The organism is Paenibacillus sp. J31R120 (genome assembly GCF_056269225.1).
In genome coordinates this window covers 1-17,773 of record NZ_JBWDNN010000014.1, presented here as the reverse complement: position 1 = coordinate 17,773, position 17,773 = coordinate 1, and the positions used below count along the sequence as shown (strand labels likewise).

General features: G+C 50.1%; 13 protein-coding genes. 3 read left to right on the top strand and 10 right to left on the bottom strand.

What is annotated here, in order from left to right; genetic code table 11:
* Nucleotides 1-191: 191 nt before the first annotated feature.
* The 3 genes from AC0YNW_RS27955 (at nucleotide 192) to AC0YNW_RS27945 (ending at nucleotide 3,148) form a co-directional block, all read left to right on the top strand.
* A complete protein-coding gene (locus AC0YNW_RS27955) occupies nucleotides 192-1,403 on the top strand; it encodes a site-specific integrase (protein ID WP_475834667.1) in 1,212 nt (403 codons plus the stop codon).
* Nucleotides 1,404-1,619: 216 nt separating this feature from the next.
* Nucleotides 1,620-2,849: an aspartate aminotransferase family protein gene (locus AC0YNW_RS27950; protein WP_475834666.1), complete on the top strand. Its 1,230-nt coding sequence runs from the start codon at nucleotides 1,620-1,622 to the stop codon at nucleotides 2,847-2,849.
* A 77-nt stretch (nucleotides 2,850-2,926) separates the two neighbouring features.
* Nucleotides 2,927-3,148, top strand: a complete 222-nt coding sequence (locus tag AC0YNW_RS27945; protein ID WP_387476504.1) for a hypothetical protein — start codon at nucleotides 2,927-2,929, stop codon at nucleotides 3,146-3,148.
* Nucleotides 3,149-3,300: 152 nt separating this feature from the next.
* Here the strand turns inward: AC0YNW_RS27945 and AC0YNW_RS27940 are convergent, their stop codons facing one another.
* The 10 genes from AC0YNW_RS27940 to AC0YNW_RS27895 form a co-directional block, all read right to left on the bottom strand.
* On the bottom strand, nucleotides 3,301-3,768 hold the full coding sequence (locus AC0YNW_RS27940; RefSeq protein WP_475834665.1) for a VOC family protein: 468 nt from the start codon (nucleotides 3,766-3,768) through the stop codon (nucleotides 3,301-3,303).
* 59 nt (nucleotides 3,769-3,827) lie between these two features.
* Nucleotides 3,828-5,651, bottom strand: a complete 1,824-nt coding sequence (locus AC0YNW_RS27935) for a PAS domain S-box protein (RefSeq protein ID WP_475834664.1) — start codon at nucleotides 5,649-5,651, stop codon at nucleotides 3,828-3,830.
* 162 nt (nucleotides 5,652-5,813) lie between these two features.
* Nucleotides 5,814-7,061, bottom strand: coding sequence for a 2-oxoglutarate dehydrogenase complex dihydrolipoyllysine-residue succinyltransferase (gene odhB / locus AC0YNW_RS27930; protein ID WP_475834663.1), 1,248 nt, complete (start codon nucleotides 7,059-7,061; stop codon nucleotides 5,814-5,816).
* Nucleotides 7,062-7,067: 6 nt separating this feature from the next.
* Nucleotides 7,068-9,980: a 2-oxoglutarate dehydrogenase E1 component gene (locus tag AC0YNW_RS27925; RefSeq protein ID WP_475834662.1), complete on the bottom strand. Its 2,913-nt coding sequence runs from the start codon at nucleotides 9,978-9,980 to the stop codon at nucleotides 7,068-7,070.
* Between the two features lie 249 nt (nucleotides 9,981-10,229).
* Nucleotides 10,230-10,937, bottom strand: a complete 708-nt coding sequence (locus tag AC0YNW_RS27920) for a DNA alkylation repair protein (protein WP_475834661.1) — start codon at nucleotides 10,935-10,937, stop codon at nucleotides 10,230-10,232.
* Between the two features lie 23 nt (nucleotides 10,938-10,960).
* Entirely contained in the window at nucleotides 10,961-12,481 is a 1,521-nt protein-coding gene (locus AC0YNW_RS27915; RefSeq protein WP_475834660.1) for a leucyl aminopeptidase, read from the bottom strand.
* 69 nt (nucleotides 12,482-12,550) lie between these two features.
* Nucleotides 12,551-13,945, bottom strand: a complete 1,395-nt coding sequence (locus tag AC0YNW_RS27910; protein WP_475834659.1) for an ATP-binding protein — start codon at nucleotides 13,943-13,945, stop codon at nucleotides 12,551-12,553.
* A 216-nt stretch (nucleotides 13,946-14,161) separates the two neighbouring features.
* Nucleotides 14,162-15,691, bottom strand: a complete 1,530-nt coding sequence (locus AC0YNW_RS27905) for an anti-sigma factor domain-containing protein (RefSeq protein ID WP_475834658.1) — start codon at nucleotides 15,689-15,691, stop codon at nucleotides 14,162-14,164.
* A complete protein-coding gene (sigI, locus tag AC0YNW_RS27900) occupies nucleotides 15,688-16,503 on the bottom strand; it encodes an RNA polymerase sigma factor SigI (RefSeq protein WP_475834657.1) in 816 nt (271 codons plus the stop codon). Before sigI ends, AC0YNW_RS27905 begins: the two co-directional genes overlap by 4 nt.
* 137 nt (nucleotides 16,504-16,640) lie before the next feature.
* Nucleotides 16,641-17,057, bottom strand: coding sequence for a hypothetical protein (locus AC0YNW_RS27895; protein ID WP_475834656.1), 417 nt, complete (start codon nucleotides 17,055-17,057; stop codon nucleotides 16,641-16,643).
* Nucleotides 17,058-17,773 lie beyond the last annotated feature (716 nt).

The following is a 17,773-nucleotide window of genomic DNA, read 5'->3' as shown; positions in this document are numbered from 1 at the left end:
CCTCCTTTTACGTATATTTGTTCGGTATTGTACTCACATTATTACACACTTCTGAAGAGTATCATAGTGATATCCCGGAAAAAAATTAGCTATTTTGTCCAAAATTATTATCTTACAGTGCACGTATTGGCTTTTCTATTTCTCCTTATGCCGTCATAATGGACGTATTAGATCATAGTAGGAGGTATACTATGGCATCAATTAAAAAAGACGATAAGACGGGTACTTATTACTTCGTGCTAGACCTCCCACGCGACCCTGTGACGGGCAAACGTAAACAGGCGAGGCGTAGGGGTTATAAGAACAAGAAAGAGGCTCTGGCGGCGGCTAACGAGCTTTACCATCAGCTAACCACAGGAACATTCATTGTTAATAGCAAAGTCAGTTTTGGGGAGTTCTGTGACGTTTGGCTAGGACACTATGCAAAAGTATCAGGTGTAAAGGGTAACACTGTCGATTCTAGGAGAAAGTCGATAAAGAGGTTAAAAAAATACTTTGATGCTATTCAGATTAATAATATAACGACATTCATGTATCAAGAGGCTTTAATTAATATGAAAGAAGAAGACGAAAACGCCGATAATACGATTACTTCAACACACAGTGTCGCACAAATGATATTTAGACGTGCCATTGAATTGGAAGTTATTAAAACTGATCCAACAGAATTCGCCTCAGTCCCTAAAGAGGTATTGACTGTAGATGATCTTGAAAACAAAGTTGAACTTCCGGGATATTTAGAAAAGGAAGAATTAACTCTATTTCTGAATACCGCCCTCAAACATGGTCTTGACGGAGATTATGAGACATTCTTGACCTTGGCATACACGGGAATGAGAATCGGGGAATTTATACCTTTAAGAGAATCAGACATAGATTTCGCTGAAAACACCATTAGCATTACCAAGACTTATTACAGTCCTAATAACAACATGTTAAAGTATGAACTGTATACCCCTAAAACTAAAACTTCTGTTCGAGTGATTGATGTAGATCCTATGATCACTGCAGTATTAAAAAGTTACATTCATAAGAACAAAGAATTTATGATGCTTCATCGTGACCGTTACTACAATAAGGGTTACATAATGCCCAACAAGAACAAACATCCAGGTTATCCTATGACACTCCTGCATTATCAGACAAGAATGAAACGACTTTTAAAAATCGCTGGACTGAATGAAAACCTATCCCCCCATTCGCTAAGACATACTCATACAAGTCTCCTGGCTGAGGCCGGCGCAAATCTACATGACATTATGGATCGTCTAGGTCATGTTGATGATTCAACAACAAAATCAGTCTACTTGCATGTGACCAGAACAGTGAAAAAAGACACCTCGAAAAAGTTCGGAGATTTGCTAAAAACAGTGGAAAATCAGAATTTCGTGATCAAAATGTGACCATTTAAGATGAAAAGAGCGCTAAACCCTTGATATATAAGGAGTTTAAGCGCTCTTTTATGGTATAAAGATAATACCCTATATTCCCATAAAAGTATAGCTTTATTTTTCAAAACAACGGGCGATCTACAAAGCATAAATCCTTCAATTGTTTATTGAATATTAATTCGTTTTGATGTATATTTATACAGTATTAAGTTTGAACGGAGGGAAAGCATGTCCAATCTCATGCATGTTTCATCTTTGGAAAAAGACACTCACACGATTACCCATATACCAGCTCCCATTGACCTGGCCAAAAAGCATGTGCTGAATACAGCCATTCGTCCGGATATCGTCATGGCGCGCGGCGAAGGCATGATGCTATACGATACGGAGGGCAATAGCTATCTGGACTTTATCGGCGGCTGGGCCGTCAATAGTCTTGGCCACTCGCCTGTCGTCCTGCAACAAGCGCTTGCCGAGCAGGCATCCAAGCTGGTTCATGCCAGCCCTGCCTTTTATAATGAGCCGCAGATCCAATTCGCCGAGCAGCTTACTAGCGTCAGCGGCATGGATAAAGTGTTTTTCACCAGCACGGGTGCGGAAGCGAACGAAAGCGCGGTTAAGCTTGCCCGCAAGCATGGAGCACTGAACCTCAACGGCGCTTATGAGGTCATCACGTTAACGAACAGCTTCCACGGCCGCACGCTGGCCATGATGTCTGCAACAGGCAAAGCGCAATGGAAGCCTCTCTTCGCACCGAAAGTGGACGGATTCGTACATGTGCCTATAAATGATCTGGACGCTTGCTTCGCCGCAGTCACGAACCAGACTTGCGCCATTATGGTAGAGCTTGTGCAAGGAGAAGGCGGAGTTCATGCGGTTAGTGAAGCCTACCTGTACGGACTTCGCAAAATATGCGACATGTACGGTATTCTGCTTATTTTCGACGAAATCCAGACCGGCCTAGGCCGTACGGGCAAAATGTTCGCCTACCAGCATTATGGCATTCAACCGGATATTCTCACGCTGGGCAAAGGAATCGGCGGCGGCTTCCCATTGTCGGCCATGCTTACGAAAGAGCAATACGATCTGTTCCAGCCCGGCGATCAAGGCGGCACTTATATCGGCCAGCCGCTTGCTATGGCAGCAGGGTTGGCGGTATTGGGCGAGCTGCTCCGTCTTGACCTTGCCGATCAAGCGTATAAGCAAGGCCACTACTTGATGGAAGGGCTGAAGCGCTTGTCCGCTACCATGCCGATTACGAATGTTCGGGGCTTGGGCCTTCTGCTCGCCTTTGATGTGCCGGACGCTCCTTCACTGGTTGAGAAGTGCAGAGAGAAGGGACTTCTGGTGAATGCGCCTAATGCCCATACCATTCGCCTCATGCCGGCGCTCATTGTGGAGCACTCTCATATCGATGCCATGCTGGAAATATTGCAGGAAGCTCTGCAAACAAGTTGATGCGAATGTTGGAAAAGCTGCCGCGCATACGCTAATGAGTATGGAACTCTGTAGGATTGCGGCAGGAGGGTTTACGGTTGAAGGGACGCTTTGGGGCTGGAAGTAAGGACGTTTTTATCGTCTATGTTGTTCCTGCGTGGAAGTGGAAGGAATTCCTCGCCTTTGAATTGATCGGCGGGATCGCTTTTTATCTAATTGGCAAAATCTTGACGCATTCCGAGTGGTTTTCTGTAGCTGCCAACATGGCGGGCCCTCAAATGCTAAAAAATACGTATGCTGCTTTGCGGACATTAGCATAATGAGAGCATGAATACGGCCACTTCCGATTGAGCTGTATAGCGAACATTCGTCTGCCATGTCAGACTGAAGCCATCATAAAAAACGCCATTTCCTCGATGATCGACTCATCCTGGAATGGCGTTTCTGTATGAGCAAATTAGAAATTCAGATCTTACGAAGGATCATTCTCCAGCAGCTCCAGCATCACCTTTAGCTGCGGGAACGTATCCATATAGGCATACCGTCCGCCTGTATATTCACCCTTCTGGACCAGCTTCATTCCCTGTCCCTCCATGAGCGTTACTTTCTCCTTCATGCCTTCGATGATCAACGCAATATGATGGACGCCTTCCCCATGCGCGTCGAGATGCTCGCGCCATGTGCTGGGATGCCGATCCGGTTCAATCAATTCCAGCTGAAGCGAACCCATATCGAAAAAAGCCAGCTTCGCCCGCGCCTCGCTTTGTTTCCCGCTATACTCCGTCTGCGCTTTATCCACGGTATCCGTCCAAAACCATTCGGGCTTCTCCAGTCCGAAGAAATCGGCGTAGGCCTGCGAAGTTGCTTCGATATCATGCACCAGCAAGCCAATTTGCGTAATCGTGCTTGTCCCCAGTTTTCCCTTTTGCGTTGTCATCATCGTTCACGCTCCTCCATCATTTTTTGCTCTACTATAATCATCGGTAGATGAATTCAGGATCAAAGAACAGGCAGCGAAATATCTACAGTCGTTCCTTTATTCGGCGCGCTCTGGATATGCAATGTGCCATGATGCGCTTCAATAATGCGTGTACTCACCATAAGGCCAAGACCCGTTCCCTTTTCCTTGGTCGTGACAAAGGGTTCACCCAGCCGTCTGATCAGCTCCTGCGGAATCCCCTGCCCCTCATCCTTGACCTGAATATGGATGCTTTGTCCGTTATGCGTCTCCACCGTGCGAGCTGTAATCTCCACCTTGCCGCCATTTGGCATCGATTCAACCGCATTTTTGATCACATTGACGAACACCTGCTTTAATTGATTCTCATTGCAGTTCATAAGCGGCAGCTCCCCCAGAGGTCGATAGATGATCTCTACGTTCATCAGGATAGCCTGCGTATCCAGAATCGAGACAACACTCTGTAGAATATCGTCCATATGGCCTGGCTGGAAAGGAGAAAGATGGGGCTTCGACAGCGTCATGAACTCGTTAACGATCAAATTAATACGGTCTAATTCGCCTTCCATGATCCCAAAATACGTCGTTTCATCCCGGTATTTGGTCCGCAGCAACTGGGTGAAGCCCTTCAGCGCGGTTAACGGATTGCGAATTTCATGGGCTACGCCTGCTGCTAGCTGTCCGATCACCGACAGCTTCTCCGAGCGGAGCATCCGCTCCTCTGACCGCTTGCGCTCAGTCAAATCGCGGATTACGCTCAGCACAACCCTTTTGCCCATATAATTATCGATGCTAATATTGGATGCCTCAACCTCCAATACACGTCCGCTGGTCAATACGATTTTGGCTTCCGCGAACGAGGTCGGCTCATCTACGGAGATGGTCCAAGACAGCTTTTCTTTCACATTCTCACGATCATTCTCGTGAATGTATTCAAATAGATTTCGGCCTACAATACAGGAATCATCTGTAACGCCAACTAGCTCCATCGCATGGCGGTTCACATAGAGCACTCTCTCACTATGCGTAATGACGATCGGCTCCGGCATGCACATCATAATTCGCTGATACAGCTTGGCGTTTTGCAGGAGCATCTGCTCCCGCTCGTGCTTCATCGTAACATCCTGTACCGTACCGAGCAGCGCTTCCTGGCCGTCAAATGTAATCATCGAGCTGTTGCCCTCCAGGTAGATCGTGCTGCCGTCCTTATGCTTGCCTTTGATTCGAAACGGAAACTGCTTCTGTCCATGATCATGGACAGAAAAATCGCTGTTTCTGAGCGTATGTAGCTCCCCTTCGTCTACGAACTCCTCCAGCTTGCGGCCAATCATCTCCTCGGATTGGTAGCCCAGCATCTTAACCAAATACGGATTCAAATAAACAAATACGCCGTTCTGCTCAACAAACACACCGGCGACCACATGCTCCACCAGCGTCTTGTATAGATCATCCTTCTCGTGTAGCGTCTCCTCCATCCGAATCCACTCGGACATATCACGTATGATGAGCTGCACAGCCGGCTTGCCGTCGAATGTTATCGGTACAGCATGGACCTCAGTCTTGACGATTTCGCCATCTAAGCGTACGAACTTCCTGAATGCTGATCGATGAGGGCGACCTGCCTTCAGAAATTGTTCAATCCTCTCCTCTAGCTGATGCGCGTAATCGGGATGAATGAACAAAAAAATCGGTTGTCCCAAAAGCTCATCAACGACGGTTGCGCCTAGCAGTCTTACAGCGGCATCATTCGCGAATACAATTCGGCAATCGGAATGGACCAGGATTCCATCCGGCAAATATTGAACGAGAGCATCATATCTTTCTTTGCTTTCACGCAGCAAATTTTCGTTGCTTCTCTTCGTCATGTCCGTAACACCCCTTGAAGGAATCATCCGATATCATCCATGGTAGTTTATGTTCCACGAACCCCCGCTTCCTTCCTGCTTCACTCTCTATAAAATGACAAAAAAAGCTATTGGTTATCGTCGTACGATAACCAATAGCTTTGTAGTAGAGATCGTTAAAGCTTAGCCTTGCAGCAGAAGCTGCTCCGGATCTTCCAGCATTTCCTTCACCGCTACAAGGAAGCGGACAGCTTCGCTGCCGTCAACGATACGGTGGTCGTAGGAAAGTGCGATATACATCATCGGACGGTTTTCCATACGCTCATTGTCGATAGCAACCGGACGAATTTGGATTTTGTGCATGCCCAGGATACCAACCTGAGGTGTGTTCAAGATTGGCGTCGACAGCAAGGAGCCGAATACGCCGCCATTCGTGATCGTAAAGCTGCCGCCTTGCAGATCGCCAATGGATAGTGTATTAGCACGTGCTTTCTTAGCCAATTCAATGATGTTTCTTTCGATCTCAGCAAAACCCAGACGATCCGCATCGCGAACGACAGGAACGACAAGACCTTCTTTGGCCGATACGGCAATACCGATATCGTAGAATTTCTTCACAACGATATCTTCGCCGTCAATCTCCGCGTTAAGCAGCGGGAACTGCTTCAGCGCGCCGACAACCGCCTTCGTGAAGAAGGACATGAAGCCCAGGTTAACCTCGTTCTTATCGAAGAAGGATTGCTTGCGGCGCTTGCGAAGATCAAGGATCGCCGTCATATCCACTTCGTTGAATGTTGTCAGCATAGCTGCAGTGCGCTGTGCTTCCACGAGACGATTCGCAATCGTCGCGCGGCGGCGGGACATGCGCTTGCGCTCTACCGGCTTGCCGCCGGCAATTGCTGCCGCAGCTGGCGCTGGAGCCGGAGCTGCAGGCGCAGGTGCCGCTGCAGGAGCAGGAGCTTGTCCGTTATGCGAGCGAACATCATCCGGATAGATACGGCCGATGCTGTCTTTGCCTTGCACTTGCGTCAGGTCGACGCCTTGTTCGCGAGCCAGCTTGCGAGCTGCAGGCGATGCATTCACCGATGCAGCTGTCGACACAGCTGTTGCTGCAGGTGCAGCTGCGGCAGCCGCTGGAGCTGGCGCTTCTGCCGCTTTCGGAGCCACTGGTGCAGGTGTTGCAGCCGGTGCGCCGGTGGACGCGCCGATCGAACCGATCGCTTCGCCAACAAGGACTACATCGCCTTCTTGTTTCGCGATGCTCGATACAACACCGCTGCTGTCCGCGCTAATTTCAATGTTGACTTTATCCGTCTCAAGTTCCAGAAGGACATCGCCTTGATTGACGTTGTCACCTTCCTTCACGAACCATTTTGTAATCGTTCCTTCGGAAATCGATTCTCCCAGTTCAGGTACAATAATATCTGCCATTTGTTGCTACCCCCTTACCAAACTCGATTCGAATGGTTGACCATTCAAAGCGGAAGAAATAATCATGTTCTGTTCTGCAACGTGGATTTCCTGATGACCGGTTGCTGTACTTGCACGATCCGGACGTCCAATATAGCGGACCTGCACCTTGCCCGGCGCCAGATCGCGCAGGCGAGGCTCCATGTAGGACCAGGAACCTTGGTTCTTAGGCTCTTCTTGAACCCATACGATCTCTTCAAGCTTGCTGAATTGACCAAAGATGCGCTCAAGCTCGGCTTGCGGCAATGGATACAGCTGTTCGACGCGTGCTACACGCAGCCAAGCATAATCGCCTTCGCTGCCGGAGGACATCGCTTCCTCCAGATCAACCATCACTTTGCCCGTTCCAAGAATCAGACGTTTTACTTTATCTTTGGCCGCTTTTGTTTCCGTCAGGCTGAACTGCGGAAGCACCGGCTTGAAGGAGCCCTCGCTGAATTCAACGCCATGCGACGCAACGCGCGGGTTGCGCAGCAAGCTCTTCGGTGCCATCAATACGAGCGGACGCACACTGTCGCTGCCCAGCATCGCTGCTTGCTTGCGCAGCAGGTGGAAGTATTGCGCCGAAGTCGTCAGGTTCGCAACAGTCCAGTTGTTGTCAGCAGACAATTGCAGGAAGCGCTCCAGACGTGCGCTGGAATGCTCAGGGCCTTGGCCTTCATAGCCATGCGGCAGCAAGATTGCAAGACCGGATTTCTGCGACCACTTCGCACGGCCGGCAGCCATGAATTGGTCGAATATGACTTGGGCAACGTTCGCGAAGTCGCCGAATTGTGCTTCCCAGATAACGAATGATTCCGGTGCAAATACATTGTAGCCATATTCAAATGCCAGTACAGCCGTCTCAGAGAGCGGGCTGTTATGAACTGCGAACGAAGCTTTCGCCTGCGGGAACATATGCAGCGGCGTGAACTTCTGAGCCGTTGCATTGTCGTTCAGCATGATGTGACGATGAGCGAACGTTCCGCGCTCGGAATCCTGACCGCTCAGACGGATTGGCGTACCATCCGCCAGAATAGTAGCGAAAGCCAATGCTTCGGCATGCGCCCAATCCAGCTTCTCGCCATCATTCAGACTGGTCGCGCGGCGTTGCAGAATACGCTGCAACTTGGAATACTCCGTGAAGCCTTCCGGACGGTTCAGCAGCTCCAGGTTGATTTCCTTAAGCGTCTCCATCGGTACAGCCGTACGGACGTCCTCCGGTACAACTACGCCGTTCTCTTGTGTAACTTGCACATGCGCCTTGCCTTCATTCGCCTTCATGGCGTCATAACCGGCTTGAAGGGCGCTTAGCGTCTTCTCGCGAAGCTGAGTCGCCAGCTCTTCGGAAATCGTTTTCTCCGACTTCAGCAATTCTGCGTACAGCGTTGCTACTGTCGGATGTTTGCGAACCTTGGAGTAAACCAGCGGTTGAGTTGCTTCCGGATCGTCCATCTCGTTATGGCCGAAACGACGGTAGCCGATCAAGTCAATAACGAAGCCTTTCTGGAAGCGCAGGCGATATTCGCATGCCAGACGCACAGCCGCAAGACATGCCTCAGGATCGTCTGCGTTCACGTGCATGATCGGCAGATCGAAGCCTTTCGCAAGGTCGCTTGCGTAATGAGTGGAACGGGAGTCCACGCTGTTCGTCGTAAAGCCCAGACGGTTGTTTGCAATAATATGAAGCGTACCGCCATTGCGGTAGCCTTGAAGATTGTTGAAGTTAAGCGTCTCGGCTACGATGCCCTCGCCGATGAACGCTGCGTCGCCGTGTACGCATACGGTTACGGCGCTATGCAAATCCTGTTCAGGGAAGCCAGGCTTGCTGCGGTCTTCCTGTGCAGCACGCGTGTAGCCCTCTACAACAGGGTTGACGAATTCCAAGTGACTCGGGTTGTTCGCAAGTGTCACTTTGGCGCGAACCGTCTCGCCTTCTGTGAAGGCGCGGTCTGCTCCCAAGTGATATTTCACGTCGCCGGACCATCCATAGTTAATGCCCATCGATCCCTCGGAAGGAACCAGCTCCTTGTTAGGGGAGTGATGGAATTCGGAGAAGATTTTCTCATACGGCTTGCCAAGCACATGCGTCAGCACGTTCAGACGGCCGCGATGCGCCATGCCGATCAGGATATGCTGAGCTCCGTCATGCGCCGTAGCGCGGACGATTTCGTCCAGCACCGGAACGAGCATGTCGACGCCCTCGATAGAAAAGCGCTTCTGGCCGACGAACGTTTTGTGGATGAAGCTCTCGAATTGCTCCACTTGCATGAGGCGCTCAAGCAGCGCTTCCTTCTCCCTTGTAGACAAAGGAGCAGGGAACGAACCGGACTCCGCTTGCTTGTGAAGCCAGGAGCGTTCAGTCTCATCGTGGATATGTGTAAATTCATACGCAGCCGAACGGGTGTAAATTTCTCTGAGCCGCACGATGGCATCCCAACCATTGCCAATGGACTCCGGCGCGTTGTCCCAGATCAGGGACGCAGGAATGGATAGCAGATCCTCTTTCGTCAATCCGAAGGTCTCAGGGTCTAGCAGCTTCGTGTCAGCCGATTGGCTAATGCCCAGCGGGTTAATATCCGCACCTAAATGGCCGTACCTGCGAATATTCAGCATTAGCTGATGCGCGGCAACGACCTTCTTGAGCATATTGCTGTCAAGCGGACCGCCTGCTAGCGGTGTCCCCGACTGTACGGTTCCAGTAGTGGAAACCGGCGCAGCCGACGAAATCGCAGCTGCTGTGGAAGGCGGCGCCCCCCATACGAGAAACATTTCGCGAACCGATGCTTCAACGGCATTCGGATCGGCCAGGAACAGTTCGTATTGCTCCTGAACATAACCAAGATTGGGACCATAGTAGCTTTTCCAAGGCGAAGAGTTGCGCTCATCATGGATGCTCATTGCAGAAAATTCCACCCTCTCTATTCATAACCATCCTATTATTTTCTATGGCGAACCATTCCATACATGGCCGCCTGACCCTTCCTTGCCGAGACATAGGAAGAGAAGCCTACCCGCTGCATCACTTGCAGTTTTGTGGCCTCTTCATATTTTAGTACAATAACCGCTTGCCTTCCATAACCATATTGGCATCGGTTTCATGCATTTAAAGCATCAATGCCCAGTCCATGCATCATAAGACGTGATTGGTTAGCAAATGCAGGTTTTTTTCTTCACGCCAATCTTGCCTCTGCTGGATGATTTAGCAATGTATTCCTCAGCCAAAGGCACTTTGCAAGCGGTATTGCCAACGTCCACATGAACCTTTCCGATGGCCCTTCCTATGTCGATCGCCTCTTCATGAAGCTCCCAGACATAGGTGCCGACAGCGATTACGAAGCCATTCATCGTATAACGCGCTCTATTCTTCTCACTGTGAATATCTTTGCGCACTCTAGTCAGCAATTCGCGGATTTCTCCGATCGGCAGCTCGCTGTCAGGCGTAATAGACACATATCCGGCATAGGTGTTCCACCCGCAAGCCGCCTTCATCTCTTCCGGCGAATCGATCCACTCCAGCGCAAGCTCCCTGGCATAGGCGCTTTCCGCTGCAACTCCGGCAACCGTATATTCCGCCAGCATGGACCAATACGCTTCGTTCGCCCATTGCTGCAGCAATTCCTTTGATACCTGCTTAGGATCAATGGACAACCCCGCGAGATACATCGCATCCGAAATGCCCGAAGCGTACAATTGCTCCGCAAGCTTCTGGTCCTTCTTCACGTACTTAACCAGCTTCTTCAAATCGCCGACCTTGACGCCAAAGAACGGCTCCATGGCGCCGTGCCTGAGAAAGGTCCCCTTCGTCTGCTCGCTGCCCAGCTTCTCCAGTTGTTGCATCAATTCCTCGTACGTCATAGAACCTCCGATTCAAATATGCCTTAGGTTTGCTCTCCTGCCGTTAATTCCACAAGCGTACGCACCATAACTCCAGTGCCGCCCTTCGGTTCCCAGCCTCTAGCTGCTTCCAGCCATGCGGTGCCGCCGATGTCCAGATGCACCCAAGGCAGTCCTTCCGCGAAGTAACCGATGAACATGCCGCCTTTGCTCGCTCCGCCGTACTGGGAACCGCTATTTTTCAGGTCAGCCGCATCGCTCTTCAATCCTTTCAAAAATTCCGGATACGCAGGCAGCTGCCATACGCGCTCTCCCGCGCGCTCCGAAGCGCGAAGCACATTCGTCATTAACGCGTCATTATTCGTTACAGCCCCTGTCGCTTCATAACCTAAAGTAACCATAACGGCTCCCGTAAGCGTCGCAACGTCAACAAGCTTCGTAGCCCCTCGGCGAATAGCCGTAGTGAGGGCGTCAGCCAGGACAAGTCTGCCCTCCGCATCCGTATTCACGACCTCCACCGTATGCCCGCTCATCATTCGAATAACATCACCCGGCTTCAAGGCGCGATCGGAAGGCATGTTTTCGGCTGTGGGAACAACCACAAGCGCATTCACTTCCGCCTTCAGCTCCGCCAAGGCGCGCAGCGCACCCAGCACGGCCGCAGCGCCTCCCATATCGGAGATCATCTCTTCCATACCCGCAGCCTTCTTCAAGGAAATGCCGCCTGTATCGAACGTAATGCCTTTGCCGATCAAGCCCCATACCTCAGAGGATTCCGGCGCTCCTTTATAGTGGATGACGATCATTCTTGGCGGATTGACGCTGCCTTGACCGACTCCCAGCAAGCCGCCCATCCCTTGCTCGGCTGCCGTCCACTCGTCGATAACCTCGATCTCCAGACCGTACTGCGAGGCAAGCTCCTCCGCATGGAACGCCAGGCGCTCCGGAGTCAAATCATTGCCCGGAAGATTGGTCAAATCACGGGCATACGCGACGCTGCCAGCAAGAATCTGTCCTTTGTCCGCGCCTTTCTTCCATATGCCGCTGTCAGCCTGCGATCCGGCAAAGCCGTCCTCGAAGCGATACGCAATCTCTCCTAGACCAAAGCGGACCTGCTCTTCCTTCTTCAGCGGCTGTCTGTCATGCAGAGCCAGCTGAATGCCTTCCGTCAACGCCTGTGCAGCGGCTTCCGCGCCGATAGCGCCTAGCTCCTGTTCCAGAGCTGAAGAGGTTAGCAGGAATTCTGCACTGGAGGCACGAACTTTCTTCAGCGCTTTGGCCGCCGCAGCGCCGGCATGACGCAAGCCGTCAGCGCCGGAGCCCGGCTCATAACCGACAAACAGAATATGCGATGACTCTACCAATCCAAGTGAAGGCATGCATTCTACTTGCTCAGGCTTCGCCTGGAACAATCCCTTTGCATAACCGCCGCGAAGCTGTCCGTCGATCTGTAGATGAACAAGCTCGGAAGTTCCTTTCAATTCATCTTCTATGATAAAACGCACGAGAGCATCAGGCGCCGCTTCGCCCGCCTGTCTGTTTCCTACTCTAATTGAAATCGCCATTGTTCCATCCCTCGTTTCTCGAATATAGCAAAAAATCGGGGTATGAAACCCCGATTCGATTCTAAACCTTTATTCCGCCAATGGCAAATATACGATAAATTCTGTCCCGCTTCCCACTTGACTGTCCACCCGGATCGTACCGCCGTGATTGCGAATGATCCTGTAGCTGACCGACAGGCCAAGCCCGGTACCTGCTTGTTTCGTTGTAAAGAAAGGATCGAATAGCCTGTTCATTGTAGCCTTGTCCATTCCTTTGCCGTTATCTCTGATCAATATCTTCACATATTGCCCGTCGCTGCTGAGCGAGATGTCGATCTTCCCTCTACGCTCCGATTGCATTTCTTCCACTGCATCGAGCGCGTTTTTCACGATGTTCAGTACCACTTGCTTCACTTGCTTGATATCAATCGAAACGTAAGCCTCGGCATGATAGGATTCTACGGAGATTTCACAATTACGAAGTAAAGATTCGCTTTCGGTCAGCATAACAACTTCACGGATGAGATGATCAATGGATGCGGCTTGTTTCATAGGAGCGGAGGGCTTGGAGGAATTTAGAAATTCATAGATGATGTCATTGGCGCGGTCGATTTCCGTCAAAATAATGCGCGCGTATTCTTCCTTTCCCACCTCTAGCAAGTAAGGCCGAAGCAACTGGATGAATCCTCTTATGCTGGTTAGCGGATTGCGGATTTCATGGGCGATGGCGGCTGCGATCTTGCCTAACATGGCAAGCTTGTCGTTCTGCAGCGCGCTTTGTTCGATTTGCTTGTATTCCGACACGTCTTTCACACTGAACAGGAAGTCCCCGTCGAGCTGGTCTCCGTAAGTGACGGTAGCAAGCAGATGCTTGCCGTCCTTATGCTGGAACTCGTAATAGCGGCTTCGCTTCAGGAACATCTCCCGGTATAGCCGAAGGATCGTCCGTTTGGAGGTAATCGCAAGCTTGGGATGCAGCAGAATCTCTCTAATGTTGCAGCCGACCAGCGTCTTTCTGGGAATGTCCAGCAGCTTGGCCATCTGGACGTTGATAAAAGACAGGATACCGTCGCTGTCAAATAGCGCAATACCGCTGTCCATATGCTGCAGCACGTTTTCGTATTTATTTTTAACCCTCTCGAACGAACGGTCCGAATGGAGCATGAGCGCCCGCATGTCCATAAACTTTTGTGCCGATGACGGCTCGTGCAATTCACCGTCGGCGCTTACTTCCATCTTGAATCGGCATGCCACCATCAGCTCCATCAAAAACACAAAGGAACGATGATAGAGTTGAACGGCATCTTTGGATTCCACATTGGCTGCGAGTTCTTGTATGCATTCCTCATGTACGGCTATAATTTCTTCCTGATTGTACCCCTGAAGTTGTTTGCCCAGCTCGTATGCATGATGAAGCGATGCTTCCTTACCACCCCGGATATACTCGGCAAGCGCCGGGAAATAACGCTTTCGAATGGCTTGCATCTACTACTCCTCCCCGGCAAAGCTATGGATTTGTACGAATGAACTTACCACTAATCATAGGTTTACTTTACAAAGGCTGTCAATCGGAAATCCTGTCGAAACCAGGAGGCTATATAGTCGTAAAGACTCGTTTTTTGTTAGATGCAAAACAGGCGGAGCTGCCTCCGCTTCTAACTTAGTGCTCAAGCAACAGTCTGTCCGCTTGCCAGCATTCGGCTAGTCGCGACTGCTATGCTGGCGGCCGTCACGGGAAGAACCCTTTCGATCATCAGCCTTGTCCCGGTCACGATCCGAGTTGCCGCGGTTTCTGCTGCTCCGGTCATCATTCTCATCCTTGTCTTGCTCGTTCCGGCTCCCTTTTTTAGAGGAATCTTTATCACGCTCGTTCTGTTTATTCCCTTTTTGATCGGTTTTACTGCTGTTTTTGCCATTATTTTTAGTGCTGTTTTTGTCGCTTTCTCCCTTATTTTTGTTGCCATTTTTGCTCTCGTCAGTCCCGGTTTTGCCGGTTTTCCCGGCAATACTACTGTTTTTATTGTCCTTTTCGCTCTTCTTGTCCTTGCTATTCTTATTATCATTGGAGTTATACCAGCCGTTGTGCTTGCTGTTATTCCATTGGTTATTCCAATCCTTATTCCAATCGTGATTCTTCCATTTATCATGATCTTTGCCGTTGTTCCATTTGCCTGAGGTCGGGCGATAATCGTCGTCATCGTCATCATCACGGTCATCCTCATCCCGATCATGCCACCAGCCATGCCGATTAGGCTTGCTCGACTCGGATGGCTTGACGGATGGTTTAACGGTCGGCTTGGAAGACGGCTTAGCTGAAGGCTTAGGCGTAGCCGTCGAAGCAGGCTTCGTCGTTTTGCCAGCTCCGGAAGACCCGCCTTTCGCCTGCTGAGCCTTTTTCTCCTTGGCCAAAAGCTTCTCCAGCTTTTTCTTGGTTTCAGCTTCATCTTCCGTAGCCACTATGCTCTTCATGCCGCCGATTGGCTCCGACCAGGTATCAATAGACTCTTCCTTCAGCTTGCTAAGCTCTACCTGATACCCTTCATATTTTGCCATCAAATAGACCGCCATCTTGCCTGATGATATGCCGTTAGCATCCGCTTCGACGCGCAGCGATTCAGGCACGGACAATGTTGTAATGGTCACCGCCTGGTTCGCACCTGTATGCTCGGCCAGCCACTTTTGCAATTTCTCATCCAGCTTGCTTGTAAGCAAAGACTCGAACTCCAAACCCGGCTGCTTCTTCCCATTCAGCAGAACGCTTGTAATCAAAATATCCTTATGCGGCGCGTCCAAATAATGTGCATTGCTGGCTTGCTCCAGAATAGCAGCCGCAACCGTCTCTACATCGACGCCCTTGTAGGCTATGCCTGCAATAATTTGTTCGCCGTCTTCATTCAATGCGCGAAGCTTGCGAACCTTCTCGCCGCCGTCAACCCCGATCTCAACGCTCGGGTTGATATCCATCGTCAAATACGCCACGACAGGATGTGTCGCGGAGAACGCGTAAGCGAGCCCTGCGATCAGCATAATGCCAAGCATCGCCGCTATAGCTGTATAGCGCATCGATATCCGGTTCCACTTCATTCGCCTAGGTTCCGATTGCTCTTCCTCAAATACAATTTCTTCGCCAATCTGAGGCGAGCCTTGCAGAGGAGCGCGGATAAACTGGCCTTCCACAGTCATGACAACAGCATGTTTGGCATGCACGCTCATTACGATCCCGCGCTTCATCTGCTCACCTCCTTGCCTGCTGCTGTGTCATTCATTCGTATGTCCAAATAGTCATTCATATAGGGATAAGATCCCGACATGATCGTGGCTATGGCAATAATATATTTGCGGTTGCGCTCCAGGGTTTTGCGAGAGACACCGCTTTGCTCCATCAATTCCTTGATCGGCATACGCTGTGTCAGCCTCAGAGCAGCCATCAGCGGCCCATTCTGTGCCAGCATAGCTGCGATACCAATGAGCATTTGCCGTGAATCGGCATGTTTGGGCGATATCTCTACGAGCTCAGGGAACGTAATGCCAAACTGCTCAAGCTCCTGACTAAGTTCCTCGATCTCCTCGCGCCTCTCCTTAATATTTCTATTATTCTCATGTTCGTCCAGCGCCTGCTTCGTGTCAAGCACGTTGTATACGGCTCCGTCGTCGCCTTCCGAATCATAGGTGCTGTAAGGAATAGCTTTCAAATGCCTTTGTTCTTTCCGCGCATGGTCAATAAGCCGACGTTGGATGACGGTTTTTGCAAATCCGAGGAACGATGCTCCCGCTTCGGCATCATACTGATTGATCGCTTCATTGAATGCAAGCAATGCCACGCTGAACTCATCATCTCTATTCGGATCAACATACCGTTTGCAAAATCTGCTTGTTAGCTTCGCTATATATGGATAATACTCAGCAATGAATTGATCTCTAAGCCCTTCATCACCTTGTCGGATTTTCTCTACGTACTGCTCCGGTCCCAGCTTCTGCTCGGATGTTACAGCTTGGGAGGGAACCGATTTGCGCAAAAAGCGCTTGAACAGGATCAGCAACAACCGCTCCACCTCGCTACTACATCATTTCGTGACTGCCACCGCACTTTGCGGGGGTATCATTAAAAAAAGTTAATTTTTTTCCCGTTTCAAAAAGAGAGATGCCTCCGCAAGGGAGGCATCTGAATATTTCCCGTATCCTATACCGAAGATTGGCGCCTTAGCAGACGGTTCCGTCTGTTGTTCAGCACGATCAAACGCTTCTTGAGCTCCATTTGCCATAGCTTATCGTCAATCGCTTTGGCAAAGCTGAGCAAGTCAAGCGACATATCAATCTGACTTCGTACAACATCAATTGGCTCTTCACTTTCGTGGTTCACGCAATTCTCCAGCAAAGCGCGCTCGTCACGGTCGACGTAATCGTCGTAGTCCACCTCTGCGCTGCCATCGCCATGCGCATATTCAGCCAATATATCAAACTCCTGTTGCGCCAAATAATGAACGTCGACGCGATGGCACACCGGACAAAATGTAATCGGCACATTATGAATATGCGTATGAAAATGCTTCAGTGTTCCTTTCGTTCCAATCATGCTGGCTCCGCAGCAAAAGCTCATCTCGTCACGCTCCTTACCGTATGGACAACGTATATGGATGTTTGAAGGGCGACGATGCTTAGGTCGCTTAAGATATTATGTATTCGCTATACGGCGTCGAAATTCCTGCATGCGGCGCTTTCATTAGGAATTCCTCATTGTGTGTGGCGTTTCAAAATCCATAGTTACAAACCGTAGCTTACCATTGCCACTGCGTATGTAAGTAACTCTTAGCTCTCATCCGCCACTGCGCAAAGGTAAGCCTTAGCTCACAACCGCCACTGCGCAAGAAACATTCTTCCGATCACTGTTGTATCCAAATTCCCTCAACTAACCTCAGCGGTTGGAATCCGGATACAAAGGCGAACGCTTTCGCTTCTCCAGAATATTTCTTGCTCCGTTGCTCTTGCTTGCGTCATTTTAACCCCAAATCCAAACCACATTATAATCCAGTCCACGGCTGTCATTCACAGCCTGAGTTTCAGATCATGCTTACAAGCGCCACTGCGCAAGATACATTCTTCCGATCACTGTTGTATCCAAATTCCCTCAACTAACCTCAGCGGTTGGAATCCGGATACAAAGGCGAGCGCTATCGCTTCTCCAGAATATTTCTTGCTCCGTTACTCTTGCTTGCGTCATTTTAACCCCAAATCCAAACCACATTATAATCCAGTCCACGGCTGTCATTCACAGCCTGAGTTTCAGATCATGCTTACAAGCGCCACTGCGCAAGA